The following is a 16,008-nucleotide window of genomic DNA, read 5'->3' on the forward strand; positions in this document are numbered from 1 at the left end:
CCCGGCGGCGGGGTTTCGCCGGGTGGAATGGGTGCCGTGCGGAATGCGGGCGGACGCCCGCCGGGCTTAGCTGGTCATGATATGCGCGGCGGCCGCGCCGGGTGGCCCATCATCATTGGCGGCGTCGTCATTGGCGGCGGGACGCCATGTGGTGAACGGCAGGACCGCCAAAGGCTTGGTCACTCGGCTGGGCCGCGTGGTGCGCAGGGCCTCCATGCCGACGACGAACTGATGGCCGCAATCGACCACGTTGCGGCAGTGATAGTAGATTTCCCGGTACAGGGACGATGCCTTGCCGGAATTACGGGCAAAGGCGCGTTCGCTGCATGCCGGACAGGTGAAGTGGGGCATGCGTGGCTTGCCCGTATCTGCCTGTTCCCCTCGCTCAACCTCAGTATTCATTTTCGGTCCCCCGGCTGTCCCTGGCCGACCCCATTGCCGGGCAGGAATGATTTCAGCCGAGCGAGCAGACGGCCGATCGCGGCGTCATTCTGTTCAGCTTCGGCAATGGCATGATGGATGGCGGTGGGACGGACACCGGGTTGAGTCAGCGCCATGCTGGCGGCAACGGCGTCCGCCGATTCGCGCGCGACATTGGCAATGTCTTCGATCAGGGCGAGACGACATGCCTCGGTGGCGGCCATGAAGGCCTCGATCTGGCGCAGATAGCTCGCAATGATCGGGGGAAGCCCTTCACCGCCTGCCTCGACATAGGCGCGGTCGAGGGCGAACGCCTGCGCAAGGCTGGGTGTCGCCTCCTGTCCGCCCTCGCGCCACAGTTGCAGCGTGCGTTTGGCACGGCCCGTGACGCGCCGCGCGGTCGTCACGCCGATGAGGGTCGTAATTTCATGCACGGCGAGCGCGAAGGAAAGCGGGGCACGGATTTTCGTCACAGGCGCCATTCCAATATGGCGCACCCACCGGAGGGGCTTGCCGCCCCTCCGGCTTCGGCTATCGTGGCGGATGCGAAACAACCACGAAAGGAATGATTATGGCTGTCGGAGAACGCACCGATAACGGGTCGAAAGAGCGTGTAGCGCTGGATCTTGCCGATAGGATTGCGCATGTGGAAAACCAATTTAAGCAAATGAGACGGAACGATTGGCTCCAGCTTTACGCGGAATGTCTCAGCGTCGTCGGTGGACCTTCTAGCTGACATTGAACGTCTCCCCCACCGCGCCCGTGATCGGGCGCGGGGACCGGGCTTCCTTCCCAGAAAGAAAATCGTAAAAATTCTGGCTCAACCAAGGGTCGCCCGCTTGAATTGCAAGACGCAGCGCTTCGAGCCGCATGAATTCGTCGGTGGTCAAATGGGTCACGCGCCCGACCTCCCGAACATGCACATGATACCAATCAGGGCGAAGCCGCAGCCAGAAAACAGCGCGTGATGATACCAGCGATAGGGCTGGCAAGAAGGATCGTCGGACATCATGCGGGCACCTGTGCGATCTGCTGGAGGGACTGGAGCCGCGCCAGCTTGTCCTGCGCGGCGGAAATCTGTTGGGGCAGGCGGCGCAGATAGCGTTGCTTGCGCGCCAGCAGCCGTTCCAGCTCGTCGACGTCGCTGGGCGACAGGCCGCGTTGGCGCGACAGCGCGTTCAGTTCGGCCTCGCGACGTTCGATGATGTTCAAAGGATGCGTGCGAGCCATTGGGCGGCGTCCTTTCATTGCGCTTTGCCAGGCCGATCGCAAACGACGGGCGGCGGGTTGACGGGTAAGGAGGCAAGGTCGGCGACATCGGGCCGTCCGAGAGGAAAGACGACATGTTCAGCGGTGATGGGCAGGCCCAAGGCGACGCCGACTGCCAGCACGTGATGTTGTTCCGTTGCCGGAACACGCCCCTCTTTCTTCCACCCGTGAACAGTCGACGCGGGACGAGATAGATCTCTCGCCATTTGTCTAATTCCGCCCCAGATGGCGAACAGAGAATCACCCTTATTCATGGTGATGTGTTCGGCCATCCCGAACGCGATGTCAACCCGGATTGGGTTGAGACATGTTCAGATTTTCAGGTGATCCCTAGTGCGATGGAAAAGGTCACAACTCAGCTTAAAAACCTTCGGAAAGCCGCTACGCCTCGACTGACGGTGCGGGCTCTCGCTGAGGCTCTAGATATGCCTCTCGGCTCTTATGCCCGATATGAAAGCATCCACGATTACAAGAAGCGGTATCTTCCAATCGACTTTACCCGAAAAGTCGCAGGCGTTCTGGCACGATACGGCGTCGATCCTGCGGAAGTAATGAAGCTTGCCGGGCTGAGTGCTGGCGAAGCGGAACCAGAAGCGCGAGAAATCGAAGCCTCCCGGCCAGCCTTTCAATTAGTCACCCTGTCCGTTGCCCTGCCTAATGAAGACGCGCTGGCTGATATGTTCCAAACCATGCTCGTCGCCGTTCCGGCGGAAGCGAGCCGGGCCGAAGCCGCTCGAATTCTTGCTCGACTGCTGCCATCTGGCTTTGCCGGGATTGGACCAGCTGCGCTCGTGCAGGGCAGGGACGCTCCGCCTGCAGCCGAAGCAACGCCTCCACATCCCGCCACAGATGATCGCGAATCCGCACAGCCGTAGCGCAGCGCACGTTGCACGGCTCGCACGCGAATTCGCATCCTGGTATCAGTCGGACGGCACCGTTGCTCAACCTGTATTCCCTTGCTTGTTCCTGTTACGTTCCCATCTGAGTGTTGAGAAGGAAATAGGAAAGGGCAGGCAGGAAATTTCTCTGTGGACAACTCGCACGAACATCGTCGTGTAGAGCATCTGCTTCGCGTCGATCTGCCGTGCCAAATCGCCCCTCTTGCGAGAAGTGCAGCAGGGTTTAGGGTGCCCTCATAATCCGGCCGGTCAATCAGCAAGACAATCGCGAGATGGCAAAAGTCCCCTTCAGCGCATCGGCACGCGCCGCGCGTCTGATTGGGCGCGAAAATGTCGGGACGCCGCAAGGCGTGGTCACAGAATTGGTCAAGAATGCTTATGACGCCGATTCGGGGGTCTGCACGGTTCTCTTTTTGCCGCTGGACCGCGATGGCGACTGTGTTGCCTGCGAATAGCATGCGGTCAACCGGGATCGTTCGGGTTGCTGTTTACTTTGAGACATCCACGTAGAGAATGCCACCTTGGCATTGTATAGTGGAATGAAGCGGGGGCCATATTTTCCCCGCCTTCTCAAATTCCGTCACGTTAAAACCATGCATCGTGAAATAAGCGGCGAGCTTTTTTGCCAGTGAAAGAGATGGAGCACCGACCCAACGCATTTTTACGGGCAGTTCTTGCACCGTCATCCCCGCAACCACCTCAAAAACCTCCTCTAAAGGCGTCTTAGCGATGTCAAATGTGTTCCCCCTTATTGTAGTGTTTTTGCCATTATCGAAAATAGCGGTCTGCTGCCCGCTGAACGTGTTACTTTCGATCATAGTCCCTTCGGCGTTCGCCACCCATATGGCGATCGGGCCAGTCGGTAGTTTGGGCGTATTGTCCATGGCGACGGTTACCTTAGTAGGACGTGTTAAGTATAGAAGCGGCCAATATAATAGGCACGCTACAAGTCCAATTACACCCCCGATACGGATATGATCTGGGGTCATAGCCCATCCCCACCAACGCTTAAAACTGTCAGGATCACCAGCAGACCAGCTTGCGATTGCCAAAGTGATACCGTTAAATATCTTCGCTGGGGTACGCGATAGGATTGAGTGGATGATTTGCCGCATTCACGGCGAGTACCAGATTTGCCGTTAAATTCCAAAAAAGGTAATCGCCCTATACTGAATATGCAAAACCGCTTGAGTCATGCGGTATTTGCATCTACATAAACATGCATGGAGATCGAGTTCGACCCTGCGAAAGATGCCGCCAATATCGCGAAGCATGGCGTGTCACTGGCCCGCGCCGCCGATCTCGAAATCCTCGCCTATGTCGACGACAGCCGGTTCGCTGAACCGCGCTTTCGCCTCTATGGGCTGATCGACGGCCAACCCTACTGCGTGGCCGGGACCGATCGGGATGGCGTCGTGCGGGTGATCAGCCTGCGCCGCGCGCATGCAAAGGAGATGAAGCGTCATGGCTAAGCAGTCACCCGTCGTTTTCGATGACAACAATCCAGAATGGACGAAGGAGGATTTCGCGCGCGCCGTGCCGTTCGAGCAAGCCCCTGCGCATATCCAAGCCGCTTTTGCAAAGTCCAAGGGCGGACGCCCGAAGGGGTCGAACAAGGAACAGGTCGCGCTGCGGATCGACAAGGATGTGTTGGAGAAGTTTCGCGCCGCCGGGCCGGGCTGGCAGACACGCATCAACGAGGCTTTGCGTCGAGCGGTGGGTTAGGCGACATGCTCAAACGGCTCTGGAACTGGCAGACGGAAAGCCTGTGGGTGTGGATCCCGCTATGGCTGTTTGGCCTCGTGCTGTGGGGCGGGTCTCTGAATTGATCAGAACGCTTCATCGCGTATGCCTTGGACCCGCTAAGCTATCGCCGCTATAATATCTCGATAGCTGCCGAGGGCGGTGTAGGTGGGGTTCTAAAAGTTGGCGGATGACAGGGCATCAGAAGACGATCGTCATGACTTTGGGGGACCATGGACCGAGTTAAAACTGAATGCGTTGGATGAATATTCCCAGTTCTTTACGGTCGCCCTCAAGAACCAAAAGTTTGAATTATGGTATATTGATCCCTTTGCCGGCACGGGCACAAGGGTTGCCAAAAAGCAAACAGGGGGGCTTTTGGAGGGCGTACCTGTTGCTATCGAAGAGGAAATTCTCGCCGGTAGCGCCCGACGTGCATTATCCGTCACACCTCATTTTCATCATTTAGTACTTAGCGATCGGCGCCCTAAACATTTTAAGGCGCTGTGCGCGCTCGCAGAAGAACACCCTGATCGCGACATAAGGCCGTTCAATACCGACGCGAATGATCAGATCAAGCGACTTTTCACATCGCCTCCATGGATGGACAGCCCGAAGTCCAGTGCGCAGCGCGCACTCGTTTTCCTCGATCCTTATGGAATGAATGTGCAGTGGGAAACACTAGAACTGTTGGCAAAGAGCCAGCGGGCAGACGTTTGGATGCTCGTTAATTTGAAGGCTGTGTGCCAGCAACTTGCTCACGATCATGATCGGCTAGATCAATCCAAACGTAACGCTTTGTCCAAGTTTTTCGGTACCAATGAATGGGAGGATCAGTTTTATAAGTTCAGTGACAACCAAAGAGACTTATTCAGTATTCAACCTCGGCAATCCGGTCATCGGTCGGTGTCCCGAACTGACGTGGCTCGATTTTACCGCCTCAGACTCAACACCCGCTTCAAATATGTTTCTGAACCGTTGCCACTGAAAGTGAATTCTCAAGAGAGCTACTTTCAGCTCTACTGCATGAGTAATAATCCATCGCACAGCGCACGGTCACTAATCGCACGCGGCGCCGAAGCGGTCATTAAAAAGTATAAGCTGGCATCTCATCGTAGGTACGACCATTGAGCAATCGCCCCGCAGCTTTTTTATTGCGGCCGCCCCATTGTTTGAAGAAAAATGCAGTTCCCGCTGATCTGCACAGCCGTTCAATTTCGTGCACCCATACTTCACTAATAGGCCGTGCGCCCGGCCCTGATTCGCCGCCGACAATGGCCCATGCGATGTCGGTCAGATCGGCATCCTTTACAGAACCGATCAGCGGTTCAAAGGAGACAAACCGGATTGCTGCGGGCGTCTGTCGCAGAAAATCAATACGATGTAGAACAGCCGCGTCTTCGACACTGGTTCCAAGCCAGAGATTTGGTAAGACCCTGAAGGCGGACTTTTGCAACAGCTTGCCCATGCGTTCTGGGCGCTTCGTTAGCAGCTGATAGTCGTGACGGGGCGTAGCTTCCATCACGGACCAGACCCTCCGGATGAAATCCTCAGGCACATCGTCGTGAAACAAATCTGACATCGAATTCACAAATATTTTACGGGGAGTTCTCCAAGACAGCGGTGCCGCTAGTGATCGTTCGTCGCAATTGATCTTGCCAGTCCACTTAGCACGGCCGCCGGATTTACGGGTCAATCCGGCATATTTTTCTGTTCCCATCGCTTCTAAGCGGGCTGCCATTCGCATGGCATAACAGTTGGTGCACCCCGCTGACGCAACTGAACATCCCGCCACAGGGTTCCAAGTGACGTCAGTCCATTCAATAGGTGAAAGCTGCGCCATAAAATTCTCCAATCGAAGTTCCACGCTTGGCCGAGCGCGATAAAACATCGCCCGCGAATCGCAGCTATTTTAGAGTATGGCAAGTCGTGCTCCCGGTCAGGGCGCGATCTCCAGCTTGATATCAGTGCCAAACCCGCCGGACTTATCAAGGCGGTGGGTGGCCTCGCTGACCAGCCATTTCGTTGCGTCAATTTCAAGCTTAAAGCCGGTGACCATGACGCGAAGGTCGGGGAATATGTCGGCACGGCCGAGCGCGAATTTATAATCCATCGTTGCGGGCGCGCGCTTGAGGCGGGCCGTTTCGGCTGTCGCCGCACGCTTGGCCGATGCTTCGTCGGGATAGGTTTTGCGCAGGCGTTTCGCGCCATCCTCTTTGCCGACGGTCACGGTCTTACGCTTGGCGCCCTTGCGATCGTGCCAGCTGGCGGTCACGCCTTCCTGCTTGTCGCGGGCCTGCCTTTCCCAGCTATGCTGATCGCCGTCGCGGCGGCGGATCGTGAGAACGGGGAGGGCCTTGCCGGTCGCGGTTGTCCCCGCGCCGATCGGCGTGAAGATCAGGCGTTTATCCTTGATCGTCGCCACCGCGCCATGTTCGCGGCCGAGGCGGCGAATGAAGGCGATATCGCTTTCCCGGCTCTGGCTGATGGATGGCAGCGCGACCACCGCGAGGGCAGGGGCGATGCGCGGGGCGAGGCCGTTGCGCCCGGCAATGTCGGTCAGAACCTTGCCCAGCGTCGTGTTCTTCCAGCTATGTTCGCGTCGGTTGCGGATCGCGCTGGTGAAGTCGGCGGCGCGGGCGCGGATCCTGATCTGATCGGGCGGGCCGGTATGCGATACGTCGTCCACCTTGAAGCTGCCCTTGTCGACCAGGCCGACCGTCACGTCGCGCCCCTGTTTCCAGCCCAGCGCGAGACGCAGCACGGCGCCTTCTTTCGGGATCGCCAACAGGCCATCGCCATCGTCCAGGGTGATGTCCAGCTGGTCAGCCTCATCCCCGCGCTTTTCCGACAGGGACAGGCCGATCAGGCGCGGGCGTATGCGGTCGGTCAGATCCTTGCCGTCCAGCGTCACGCGCCAGTCAGCGATATTGTTGATGCGGTCGCTCAACTGGCCGGCTCCGCCTGATCGGGCGAGGGATCGTCGACGCGCAATAGATCGATGCCAAAGTCGATCCGGCGGGCGCGGCCGTCCGCCATCACATAGGCGTGACGTTCGTCGATGGCCTCGATCACGAAATTGCCAAAGACGATGCCGGTGCCGTCGAGCAGGGGAAAGGCCTCGCCCGTGCTGGCCATGGCGCGCAGCACGTCGATGGATACCGCGCCATCGGTGATTTCGGAATAGACCGTGCCGGACAGACCGACCGTTTCCTCCCCCGGCCCGACAAATTGCGTGGCGTCGCGTGCGCCGACCCGCGCCGAGCGGGCATGTGTCCACTGCGCCTTGCGCTGCATTTCATCATGCGCCAGCGTAGAAACGTCGAAAATGAACATGCCCAGCGCCATCAACATGGGCGGCCCTCCCTAGTCATCGCTAAAGCCCCGGCCACGACGCTCGCGCTCGATCTGCTCGATCGCCTTGCGGACCTGCTCGCCCATGTCGTGCGCCGGTCCACCATCGGCATGAATTGTGATGGAATAATGATTGACGGTCTGCGCGCCGCCCGATCCTGCCGGCCCCGCGCCGGAGGCTTGCGCCCCGGCGGGCGCGGCGGCGATGGCAGGCGTTGCCGCGCCGATGGCCATGGCGCGGGTGATGTCGGCCGCCAGTCCCTTGATGCGACCGATGGGGCCGGCCTGTTCGGCCTGAATGCCGCCGTCGAGGCCCTGCATCATATAGCCGCCGAACTGCGCGAATACGCGCGAGGGGCTGTGGATGCCGAGCTTTTGCTTGAACCAGTTGGCGGCCGAGCTTGCCGCATTGACGATGGTCGATTTGAGCGCGCCCAGCATTCCGGTGATGCCATTGATAAGGCCGAGGATCAGATTGCGGCCGATATCAACCAGGCTGATCGAGCGGAGGAAGGCGACGGCACCCGTGACCGTATCGCTCACGATCTTCCATTTGGCAGCCCACCATGCGGCGATGCCATCCCAGCTCGAGTAAATGAGGTAGGCCGCCCCGGCGAGCAGGGCGATCCCCAGCACGACGCCGGCGACGATACCGATCAGTGGCAGCATCCCGATGCCGAGCAGTGTGGCGGCACCTGCAAGCGCAGCAAAGGGCGCGACCAGGCCGGCGATGATGATAGCGCCGCCGCCCAGAACGATGAACAGGGCGGCGATCACCCCGGCAGCGATAGCCATGTCTTTGGTCAGGCCCGGATGGCGTTGCGCCAATTCCGAAAGACGCGATGCCCATCCCGACAAGCGTTCCGAAATATCCCCGACCACGGGGCGCAGCTGGTCGCCCACCGTGTCCTTGAGCAATTTGGTCTGGATCTGGAGTCGCTTCACCTTTTCCGCACTGTCCTGCATGCGGTCAGCGAAGTCGGTGTTGACCGTACCGTTGGCCGCCAATGCCTCGGCGCGGATCGACTGATATTCTTTCATGTTGGACATGAGCGGGCGCAAAGCCTGTTGTACTTGCATGTCTCCGAACAGGCTCGACAGCTTGGCCTGGTCGCCGCCGGTCGCTTGCTGCGTCAGGCGCACAATTTCCTCGATCGGGCTGCGACCATCCCTGGCCGCCTTTTTCATCGCCGCCGGGATATCGATGCCGAACTTCGCGAAATTCTTGATCGTGTCGCCGGCGTTGATCTTGGATATCAGGTTTTGCAGATTGTTCGCGGCCGTTGCGCTGTCGCCAGCGCCCTTGCGCGTGATCTGGAGCGCTGCCGCCAGATCCGCGACGGCGGGCACGCCCTTGGACCCAAGGCTCTGCATCGAGGCGCTGAGCTCGGGAAAATGCTGGGCCATGTCCTTGACCTCGAAAGCGCCCCGCTTTCCGGCCTGCGCCATGACGTCGATCGCCTTGCCGGTCTGTTCGATCGGCACTTTGAGATTATCATGGGCAGCAAAGTTTGCCCGGCTGAGATCGTCGATATCCGCCTTGTAGGCGGTGGCGGCGCGGCCGATCGGCGTCATCATGTCGGTCGCCTGCCGCGCGTTGAGGCCAAAGCCGGTCAGGGTGTCGACGCCCTTTTGCAGATCCGTGGGCATTTGATTGACGGCGAGCGCCGCCTTGCGCAAATCCCCCGCCAGCAGCTGGCCGGCGGCGCGGGTCTGGTTCACCTTCTGATTGATGTCCGTCATGGACGATTCGAATTCGAGCGAGCCGTTGACGGCGTCCTGAAGCGGCGACGCGATGACCATGCCAGTGCCGACCGCCGCCGCGCCGCCGGCGGCAAGGCCGGTGGCCGTGCCCTGGATTTTGGAGAATTTGTCGCGGGCGGCGGCCACGCGCTTTTGTCGATCCGCCAGCTGGGTCAGCCGGCGAGTCTGTTCCTGCAGCGTGTCGTTGGTCGATGCCGCCTCGGTCCGCAACCGGCGTTCGTGCGAAGCGAGCTCCCGCGTCGAAACGCCGGCGGCGGCCATGCGTGATCGAAGGGCCTGAAGGCGACCGCTATGCTGCGCATGTTCGTCTGACAGGCGCGCCGATTCCCGGCGCGCGCGTTCGAATTCCGCGCGCAGTTTCTTGGTCGGGTTTTCGCTCTGGGCCAGAGCACGCCCCAAGGCGGCGGTTTTCGCCTGTGCCTGTTCCATGCGGCGCGTGGCGTCGGCGAGGCCCGTCTTGAGCTGACGGAATTCGCCGATGTCCGCCTGCGCCCGTTCGACTTCCTTGAGCCGGTCACGGGTGACGCGCAGCGCTTGGGCAAGGCGGTTAGAACCGCCGGCGGCCTCGCGCAGCGGGCGGGTGAGCCGATCGCCGGCATCGAGCAGGAGTCGGATGCGGAGATTGCGGTCCATGGCGATGTCCTATTTGTCAGCGCCGGACCGTCGGGCTGCGCGCCCGCGCCACTGCATCAGTTCGGCAAGGCTCATGGGGTCCATCACCGGTGGACCCCAATGGAAGATGACCGCGATATCGGCCATCGCATCGTCTACCCGTTCGGGGAGAGCGCCGCCTTCGCGCCCTTCGGCAGCAAAAAATCCATGACCTCGCTGCCCAGCTGGGTAAAGTCGGAAGGATCCATGGCGCTGATCTGCGCCTTGCTGATCGTCGGGATGGTGATGCGGGGCAGCAGGTTTTCGAGCGCGGCATAATCGAGGTTGAGCAGCGCCGAGAGGCTGAGGCCCCGCAGTTCGCCCGCCTGGGGTTTGCGGATCTGCACCTGCGCGATCGTCGTGTCGCCAACGACGATCGGGCTATCGAGCGTGATGCTGGTCATGGTGGGGCCGGTGGGCTGGTCGGTCATGGAAGTCGCCTGTCATGAAGGGGAAGGACGCTGCCCGGCGCGAAGGCCGGGCAACGGGTCAGAAGATACCGATGGCGGCGCGGCGCTCGGCCGAGCGGTCGATGCCGTCGACGATCTCGATGCCGGCGAGCGGATCGACTTCGATCATGGTGCGGCCGTTCCAGACCAGCTTGTAATAAGCGAGGGCAGACTTAATCTTGAATTCGCCGGGTTCACCGACCTTCTGTTCGCCCATCTCGATCTCTTCGTGGCGACCGCGCACGATCACCTCGACGCTATCGACGTCGCCCGTATCATCCTGCTGATAGGCCCCGGCAAAGCGCAGATATACGCCGGCGACGGTGGTGACGCCCCACTGGCGCAGGATATCGCGCATCGGGCCGCCGAAGGTCGCCTCCAGTTCCAGCGCCTCCATGCCCATATCCATCTTGACGGGCGCGCTCATGCCAGCGCCGCGCCATTCCTCCATCTTGCGGGTGAGGGTGGGAAGGGTGACCGAGCCAGCTTCGCCCATATAGGCGAGGCCTTCGTTGAACAGCATCATGTCCTTGAGGGTGCGGGGCAGTCCCATCGCAGGCTCCTAATATTCGGGGGTGGGAAAGGCGATCAGACCGATTCGGTCAGCTGGCTGGCGAAATCGGCGAAATAGACGTCAGTGATGCGCTGGATGAAGCCCAGATCCTCGAGCGGCGGCGGCACGGTATAATCATAGTCGATGCGCAGCTTGCCGGCCTTCAGATCGACGATGCTGTTGTTCGCCTCATCATACCAGGCGCGCGCGCCGAGGATGACGCCGCCGCTCTTGAGCGTCGCGAAAAAAGCCGTTGATCGTTTCGATGATGTCCTTCGCCAGGCTGGGTGTCAGCGGCTTGTCAGACGCCCACACCATGCCGCGCGCGACCGTGTCGGCGATGACCTGGGCGACCCGCACCGTGCTCTCAAAGGCGAAGAGCGGATCGTCGGCGCAGGTGCGATTGCCCCAGAAGCGGAAACCGTCATCGGTGCGGATCAGGGCCGTGATCTCGGCCGCGTTCAACAGCCCGGCGTCGGTATCCTGATCCTCAATGTCCCAATACATATCCTTGGTGAGGCCGACGACGCCGGCGACGGCGACGTTCGACAGGGTCTTTTGCGGGCCCGTCTCTTCATCGACCAGGGCGCGCAGGCCGAGCGCGCGGGCAGCGGCATAGCTGGTGACATTGGCGGCAGCGGTCGAATCGAACGCGACGAAGTCGGGCATGAGCAACATGAGCTCGCGCGCTGAGAAATTGGCGCGATAGGTGATGGCGGCCGCGACCGTTTCGCCGAGCGCGCGGGCGTAAGCGAAGCCGCGCAACTTCTTGGCGACGATCGCCAGCGCAGCGGTGACGGCCTGAGTTTCGAGGCCCGGCGCGCCGATGATGCGCGGGCGGACGCCCAGCTGCGCCTGCGCCGCCAGCAAGGCCTGCATGCCGGTGCGCTGTCCGGTGCCGTTGGTGGTGCCGATGACATTGGCGGCGGTCTCGGCCGCGTCGTCGCCTTCCTCGACCCGCACCACGACGAGGATCGGGCGGGTCTGATCGGCGATGGCGCGCAGGCTTTTGGCAAGCGTGTCGTTGACGCCCGCCGCACCGATCGCGGTTTCGATATTGGTGATCAGGGTTGGACGGTCGAGGGGAAAGACGTCCTCATCGGCGTCGGCCGCAGTGGCGATCAGGCCGATGACGGCGGTGGACAGGGCCACCAGCGGGCGGACGCCGCTGGAAACCTCGGTGACGGTGATACCATGTTTGAAGGTGGCGGTGGCCATGGCGGTTCCTTTGGCTGGCGAAATGGGGCTAAAGTGGCAGGACGATGCGGGTGAGCGTGCCGGCGGGCGGTGCCGCGCGATCGGTCCGGTCCGCCTCGATCAGGATGCTCGCGCTGCTGGGCGTTTCCCCTGCCGCGATTGCGACGCGGCGAACGGCGAGGCGGTTTTCCCAGCGGGCCAGCGCCATAGCCGTCGCCGCGAACAGGCGCAGGATGTTGACCGGGGTGCGCGGCTGATCGACCAGATTGGGGATCTCCGATCCATAATCACGCCGCCCGACGCGTGTGCCGATCGGCGTTGAAAGGATATCGGCGACCGACTGGCGGATATGGTCTACGCCATCGAGCGCCGCGCCCGTGCGTCGCGCCATGCCGGTCATTCGGGCTTGTCCGTCTTGGCGGAGCCGGCCTGCACCTTGCCGTGAAGATGATTCATCAGACTGATGCCGCCGCCGACGACGTCCTGCGTCGCGGTGATGGGGCCGGTTACGTCGAGCGGCCCGATAATGGAGACGCCGTCGGGCGCTTCGATCGTCGCCTTGCCGCCGGCGGGCAGCGTCGCTGTAAGCTGATGGGTGACATGGTCGTAGGCAATCGTCGCGCCATCGGGATATTCGACGACGATTTTGTCGGGATCGTTCGACGGGGGCGGGCAGGCGTCGGAATAAAGGCCGACGATCACGATGCCTGCCTGTATATCTCCTTCAGGCGAGGCCAGCAGGCATTGTTCACCGACGGAAGGCGGGGACCAGATGCGCGCGTTGCCGGCGCGCTGGGCGATCCAGGGCAGGTCCCCGGTCACGATGTCGCCGCTCTCGACGGTGCATGTCGCGTTGGCATGATCGACGGACGCGATGGTGCCAAGACGCAGGACGTCGCCGGTCAGCTGTTCAGAATCTTGAGCATTCGCCATGGGCGAACCATGGCGCGCAGGGCGGCAGAAGGCGCTGGCGCGCATGTGGAGAGGGGGCCTCTACACATGCGCGTATCCGCGTGGGACGTGTTGAGCTAAATCTGGTAGCCAAGCACCACGCTTGGACTGGCTCGGCAAGAGGGGGGAATGTATGGGGGGCATGAGAAAAGCAGCACTATGGTGCTGGGATAATTGGGATAAGCTTTCAGCTGTTGGGGTCGCGGTGGTGGCGTTTGCCGGACCTGCATGGGCGGCTTATTTCAGCCCTTTTATAGCTGCATACGCACCCCTCTCTTGGGTGGTTGCCGGGCTCGCTGGATTGATCATTGTCACAGTCATTATGTGTGCAGGGTCATGGACATATTCGAGATTTAATCTTGCTCGGCTGACTGCCATCATCATGGAACGTTCGGGGGTGAATCCCTTGGACGACCGTTTTGATAGGAAAACTATCCGGCTTATAGATTTTTATAGACCGCAATACGTCAGTCATAAAAATAAAGACTTTCGAGATTGCGAAGTCATTGGTCCCGGATTGGTCTATTTTAGCAACGTAACGTTTGACCATTGCGAATTTAAGCAGGTGCAGATCGCGATAATCAACGAAACTAAAACTATGTGGGGAATGACAATATTTGAAAGTCCAAAATTTCTTAATTGCGATATTGTTAATTTGACTATGATGATGAATCGAGCGACCTACGACGTGCTCCATCCAGAAATGAAGCAATATGTTCCCGTAATTAACGGCAAGTTCCCGTAAAGGAGCCAAAAGCCAACTTTGAGCGCGCCATATGGGATCAGCGCCTCGCCCCTGGCGTCATCCCCGTTGTCCTCTGCTCAAATATGTGTCGCGTCATGATGGCGCTTCGCCGCTCGGCTGCGCATCCAATGCCGCCGCCATCGCCTCGACCTTGGCCAGCGCGCTTTCGGGCGTGGCAGGCTCGACCCGCTCCATTTCCTCGATCAGCACGCGGAACCGCTGGCCCGATCCGAAGGTGATGGTCAGGTCGACGCCATCGTTATCGGCCTCCGACACCATCGGGAACTGGTAGCGGCCAGAGGCCCAGAGCAGCGCCTGGTTGATCGTGGCGGTAACGTCCTCGGACGTGAGTTCGCGCGTCGTGTTCAGGTCGACCATTACATTTTCCTCATGCGGGTGATGGTTGGGGGCGACGCCGGATTGAAGGTGATGGTCGCCGGCTCAAGCGGATCGAGCGGCACGCTGACGCCGGTTCGGGCTGCGATCGTGTAGCTGCGCACCTTGACATCGGAGACGCTGCCGCCTTCGATGCCGAGTATCTCCCGCGTATGTCCGGCGGTGTAGACGAGGGTCGGACCGGCGCCTGCGGGCACGTTCTGGATCGGCAGTTTGTCGTTATAGCCTGCGTTCGCGATGAGGCTGAACGCCGACGTCGCAAGCGCTCCGTCGTGGACATTCTCATAGGTGTTGCCGTTGACATTGTTCGTGGCGACGAGGCCGGAAGGATCGCATCCGTCGGCCGCATAAATGCCGTAGAGATTGGGGCCACGCCCCGAGACCGAGCCGATGCGGCTGCCCCCAGCGGTGATGTTGCGCGGGCTCCCAAGAATGCGCCAGCCATAGCCGTTGCCGCCGATCATCAGCCCGTTCAGCAACGACTCGTTGATGGACCCGTCGAGCGCGTTCATCAGGATGCCGTCGACCGCATTGCCCAGAAGCTCGGTGCCCGTGATCTGCATGGCGTTGATAAGGCCGCCGGCGACCGGCTGCGCCAAGATGCCCGAGCCTGCCGCCGCGAGGCCGGCCCAGCCGCCCGTCATCGAGAAACTGTGTATCCCGCCGCGCGGGAGCAGGGCGACGTTGGACGCTGCCGCGCCGCCACTGATCAGCCCGGCGCTGTCATAGAGGCAGTTAACGGACTTTGCCGCGTAGATGTTATAGCCCGCCGGCGTGTCGATCAGCACCGCATTGCCATGGCCGGTGATGTTGCTCGACGTGTCGGTGAACGTATCGCCCTGCCAGATGCGCCAGAAATAATCAGGCTGCTGCTGACCATAATAGCCGGTGGCGATCACATGGTCGGACTGGAAGCTGGCGATGTTGCGCAGATGGAACCCGCCCGAGCCTGCGCCGACCTGCGGATTGAAACACAGGATATCGGATACCCGCACATTGACGGCGGCGGTGCTGGTTTCCAGCCCGATCTGCGCGATCCGGTAATAGTTGGAAAAGGCGCAGCCCTTAAATCGTGCCGCGTTCTTCAGCGCCATGACGAAGGGCATCGTGCGGGTCACGCCCGCAAGCGTGTGCATGCGCACGTTATGAAATTCCGCGCCTGCCATCGCATTGATCACGGCGGTCGGCGTCGTGAACAGCAGTACAGTGGCGTAGCGGCCCCGGCAGTTGAACCGCACGAAGTCTGTAAAGTTCACATCATGGTCGATGATGTAGACGCCCCGGTTCAGTTCAAGATCGCCGCCCAGCGTCAGCCTGCGATTGATCGCATTCTGGATCGGCGTAGCGGAAGGCAGCACGCCCGTGGGGTCGGCCCCGAACATGCTGCCCGCGAAGGTCCAGTTGTCGAGTTCCCGCTGGATGGTGCCGGGGACCTGATCGAGCGTCGACAGGACGCGGGCGAGCATGCCCGCACCCTGGCCCGTTCCATCGAGCGCCAGGGCATTGAAGGCCTCGATCGCGGCGTTGACCTTCAAAAGCCGCTGGATCAGCGCGTCGGTTTTGCCGTCATCGAGCGTCGCGCCGATATTGAGGGTGGCTAGGGACACAATGGCACCT

General features: G+C 60.8%; 23 protein-coding genes. 5 read left to right on the forward strand and 18 right to left on the reverse strand.

Annotated elements, in window-relative coordinates:
• Positions 1–66: 66 nt before the first annotated feature.
• From WG907_RS05070 to WG907_RS18190, 5 genes are all read right to left on the reverse strand, one after another.
• Positions 67–402, reverse strand: a complete 336-nt coding sequence (locus WG907_RS05070) for an ogr/Delta-like zinc finger family protein (RefSeq protein ID WP_340231552.1) — start codon at positions 400–402, stop codon at positions 67–69.
• Positions 399–893 (reverse strand): hypothetical protein, encoded by a 495-nt coding sequence (locus WG907_RS05075; RefSeq protein ID WP_340231553.1) that lies wholly within the window; start codon positions 891–893, stop codon positions 399–401. The genes WG907_RS05070 and WG907_RS05075 overlap by 4 nt, the downstream gene beginning before the upstream one ends.
• 255 nt (positions 894–1,148) lie before the next feature.
• Positions 1,149–1,319: a hypothetical protein gene (locus WG907_RS05080; RefSeq protein ID WP_340231554.1), complete on the reverse strand. Its 171-nt coding sequence runs from the start codon at positions 1,317–1,319 to the stop codon at positions 1,149–1,151.
• Between the two features lie 109 nt (positions 1,320–1,428).
• On the reverse strand, positions 1,429–1,650 hold the full coding sequence (locus WG907_RS05085) for a hypothetical protein (protein WP_340231555.1): 222 nt from the start codon (positions 1,648–1,650) through the stop codon (positions 1,429–1,431).
• 14 nt (positions 1,651–1,664) lie between these two features.
• Positions 1,665–1,961: a carph-isopro domain-containing protein gene (locus tag WG907_RS18190; RefSeq protein WP_445326763.1), complete on the reverse strand. Its 297-nt coding sequence runs from the start codon at positions 1,959–1,961 to the stop codon at positions 1,665–1,667.
• Here WG907_RS18190 and WG907_RS05090 point away from each other — a divergent pair.
• A complete protein-coding gene (locus tag WG907_RS05090; protein ID WP_340231556.1) occupies positions 1,896–2,564 on the forward strand; it encodes a helix-turn-helix transcriptional regulator in 669 nt (222 codons plus the stop codon). The genes WG907_RS18190 and WG907_RS05090 overlap by 66 nt on opposite strands.
• 512 nt (positions 2,565–3,076) lie before the next feature.
• On the opposite strand, the gene WG907_RS05095 is transcribed toward WG907_RS05090, so the two are convergent.
• On the reverse strand, positions 3,077–3,472 hold the full coding sequence (locus tag WG907_RS05095) for a hypothetical protein (protein WP_340231558.1): 396 nt from the start codon (positions 3,470–3,472) through the stop codon (positions 3,077–3,079).
• A gap of 339 nt (positions 3,473–3,811) precedes the next feature.
• On the opposite strand from WG907_RS05095, the gene WG907_RS05100 reads away from it, so the two are divergent.
• From WG907_RS05100 to tcmP, 3 genes are all read left to right on the forward strand, one after another.
• A complete protein-coding gene (locus WG907_RS05100; RefSeq protein ID WP_340231559.1) occupies positions 3,812–4,060 on the forward strand; it encodes a BrnT family toxin in 249 nt (82 codons plus the stop codon).
• Positions 4,053–4,313: a BrnA antitoxin family protein gene (locus WG907_RS05105; protein ID WP_340231560.1), complete on the forward strand. Its 261-nt coding sequence runs from the start codon at positions 4,053–4,055 to the stop codon at positions 4,311–4,313. The genes WG907_RS05100 and WG907_RS05105 overlap by 8 nt, the downstream gene beginning before the upstream one ends.
• Positions 4,314–4,514: 201 nt before the next feature.
• Positions 4,515–5,462, forward strand: a complete 948-nt coding sequence (tcmP, locus tag WG907_RS05110) for a three-Cys-motif partner protein TcmP (protein WP_340231561.1) — start codon at positions 4,515–4,517, stop codon at positions 5,460–5,462.
• Here the strand turns inward: tcmP and WG907_RS05115 are convergent.
• The 10 genes from WG907_RS05115 to WG907_RS05160 form a co-directional block, all read right to left on the reverse strand.
• Positions 5,419–6,174, reverse strand: coding sequence for a DUF5131 family protein (locus WG907_RS05115; protein ID WP_340231562.1), 756 nt, complete (start codon positions 6,172–6,174; stop codon positions 5,419–5,421). The genes tcmP and WG907_RS05115 overlap by 44 nt on opposite strands.
• A gap of 96 nt (positions 6,175–6,270) precedes the next feature.
• Positions 6,271–7,281 carry a contractile injection system protein, VgrG/Pvc8 family gene (locus tag WG907_RS05120; protein WP_340231563.1) on the reverse strand — a complete coding sequence of 337 codons (1,011 nt, stop codon included), beginning with the start codon at positions 7,279–7,281 and terminating at the stop codon, positions 6,271–6,273.
• A complete protein-coding gene (locus tag WG907_RS05125; protein WP_340231565.1) occupies positions 7,278–7,685 on the reverse strand; it encodes a phage tail protein in 408 nt (135 codons plus the stop codon). The genes WG907_RS05120 and WG907_RS05125 overlap by 4 nt, the downstream gene beginning before the upstream one ends.
• A gap of 12 nt (positions 7,686–7,697) precedes the next feature.
• On the reverse strand, positions 7,698–10,082 hold the full coding sequence (locus WG907_RS05130; protein WP_340231566.1) for a phage tail tape measure protein: 2,385 nt from the start codon (positions 10,080–10,082) through the stop codon (positions 7,698–7,700).
• 9 nt (positions 10,083–10,091) lie between these two features.
• Positions 10,092–10,208, reverse strand: a complete 117-nt coding sequence (locus tag WG907_RS05135; RefSeq protein WP_340231567.1) for a GpE family phage tail protein — start codon at positions 10,206–10,208, stop codon at positions 10,092–10,094.
• 8 nt (positions 10,209–10,216) lie between these two features.
• Positions 10,217–10,531, reverse strand: coding sequence for a phage tail assembly protein (locus WG907_RS05140; RefSeq protein ID WP_340231568.1), 315 nt, complete (start codon positions 10,529–10,531; stop codon positions 10,217–10,219).
• A gap of 58 nt (positions 10,532–10,589) precedes the next feature.
• A complete protein-coding gene (locus WG907_RS05145; protein WP_340231570.1) occupies positions 10,590–11,102 on the reverse strand; it encodes a phage major tail tube protein in 513 nt (170 codons plus the stop codon).
• A gap of 192 nt (positions 11,103–11,294) precedes the next feature.
• Positions 11,295–12,320: a phage tail sheath subtilisin-like domain-containing protein gene (locus WG907_RS05150; protein ID WP_340231571.1), complete on the reverse strand. Its 1,026-nt coding sequence runs from the start codon at positions 12,318–12,320 to the stop codon at positions 11,295–11,297.
• Positions 12,321–12,348: 28 nt separating this feature from the next.
• Positions 12,349–12,699: a GPW/gp25 family protein gene (locus tag WG907_RS05155; RefSeq protein ID WP_340231572.1), complete on the reverse strand. Its 351-nt coding sequence runs from the start codon at positions 12,697–12,699 to the stop codon at positions 12,349–12,351.
• Positions 12,696–13,232, reverse strand: coding sequence for a phage baseplate assembly protein V (locus tag WG907_RS05160; protein ID WP_340231573.1), 537 nt, complete (start codon positions 13,230–13,232; stop codon positions 12,696–12,698). The genes WG907_RS05155 and WG907_RS05160 overlap by 4 nt, the downstream gene beginning before the upstream one ends.
• A 121-nt stretch (positions 13,233–13,353) precedes the next feature.
• Here WG907_RS05160 and WG907_RS05165 point away from each other — a divergent pair, with 121 nt between their 5' ends.
• Positions 13,354–13,995 (forward strand): hypothetical protein, encoded by a 642-nt coding sequence (locus tag WG907_RS05165; protein WP_340231574.1) that lies wholly within the window; start codon positions 13,354–13,356, stop codon positions 13,993–13,995.
• 93 nt (positions 13,996–14,088) lie between these two features.
• Here WG907_RS05165 and WG907_RS05170 read toward each other — a convergent pair whose 3' ends face one another.
• Both WG907_RS05170 and WG907_RS05175 read right to left on the reverse strand, forming a co-directional pair.
• Positions 14,089–14,373: a hypothetical protein gene (locus tag WG907_RS05170; protein WP_340231576.1), complete on the reverse strand. Its 285-nt coding sequence runs from the start codon at positions 14,371–14,373 to the stop codon at positions 14,089–14,091.
• Positions 14,373–15,998, reverse strand: coding sequence for a hypothetical protein (locus WG907_RS05175; RefSeq protein WP_340231577.1), 1,626 nt, complete (start codon positions 15,996–15,998; stop codon positions 14,373–14,375). The genes WG907_RS05170 and WG907_RS05175 overlap by 1 nt, the downstream gene beginning before the upstream one ends.
• Positions 15,999–16,008: the final 10 nt, after the last annotated feature.

It is taken from the genome of Sphingobium fluminis (assembly GCF_037723805.1).
Classification (GTDB): domain Bacteria; phylum Pseudomonadota; class Alphaproteobacteria; order Sphingomonadales; family Sphingomonadaceae; genus Sphingobium.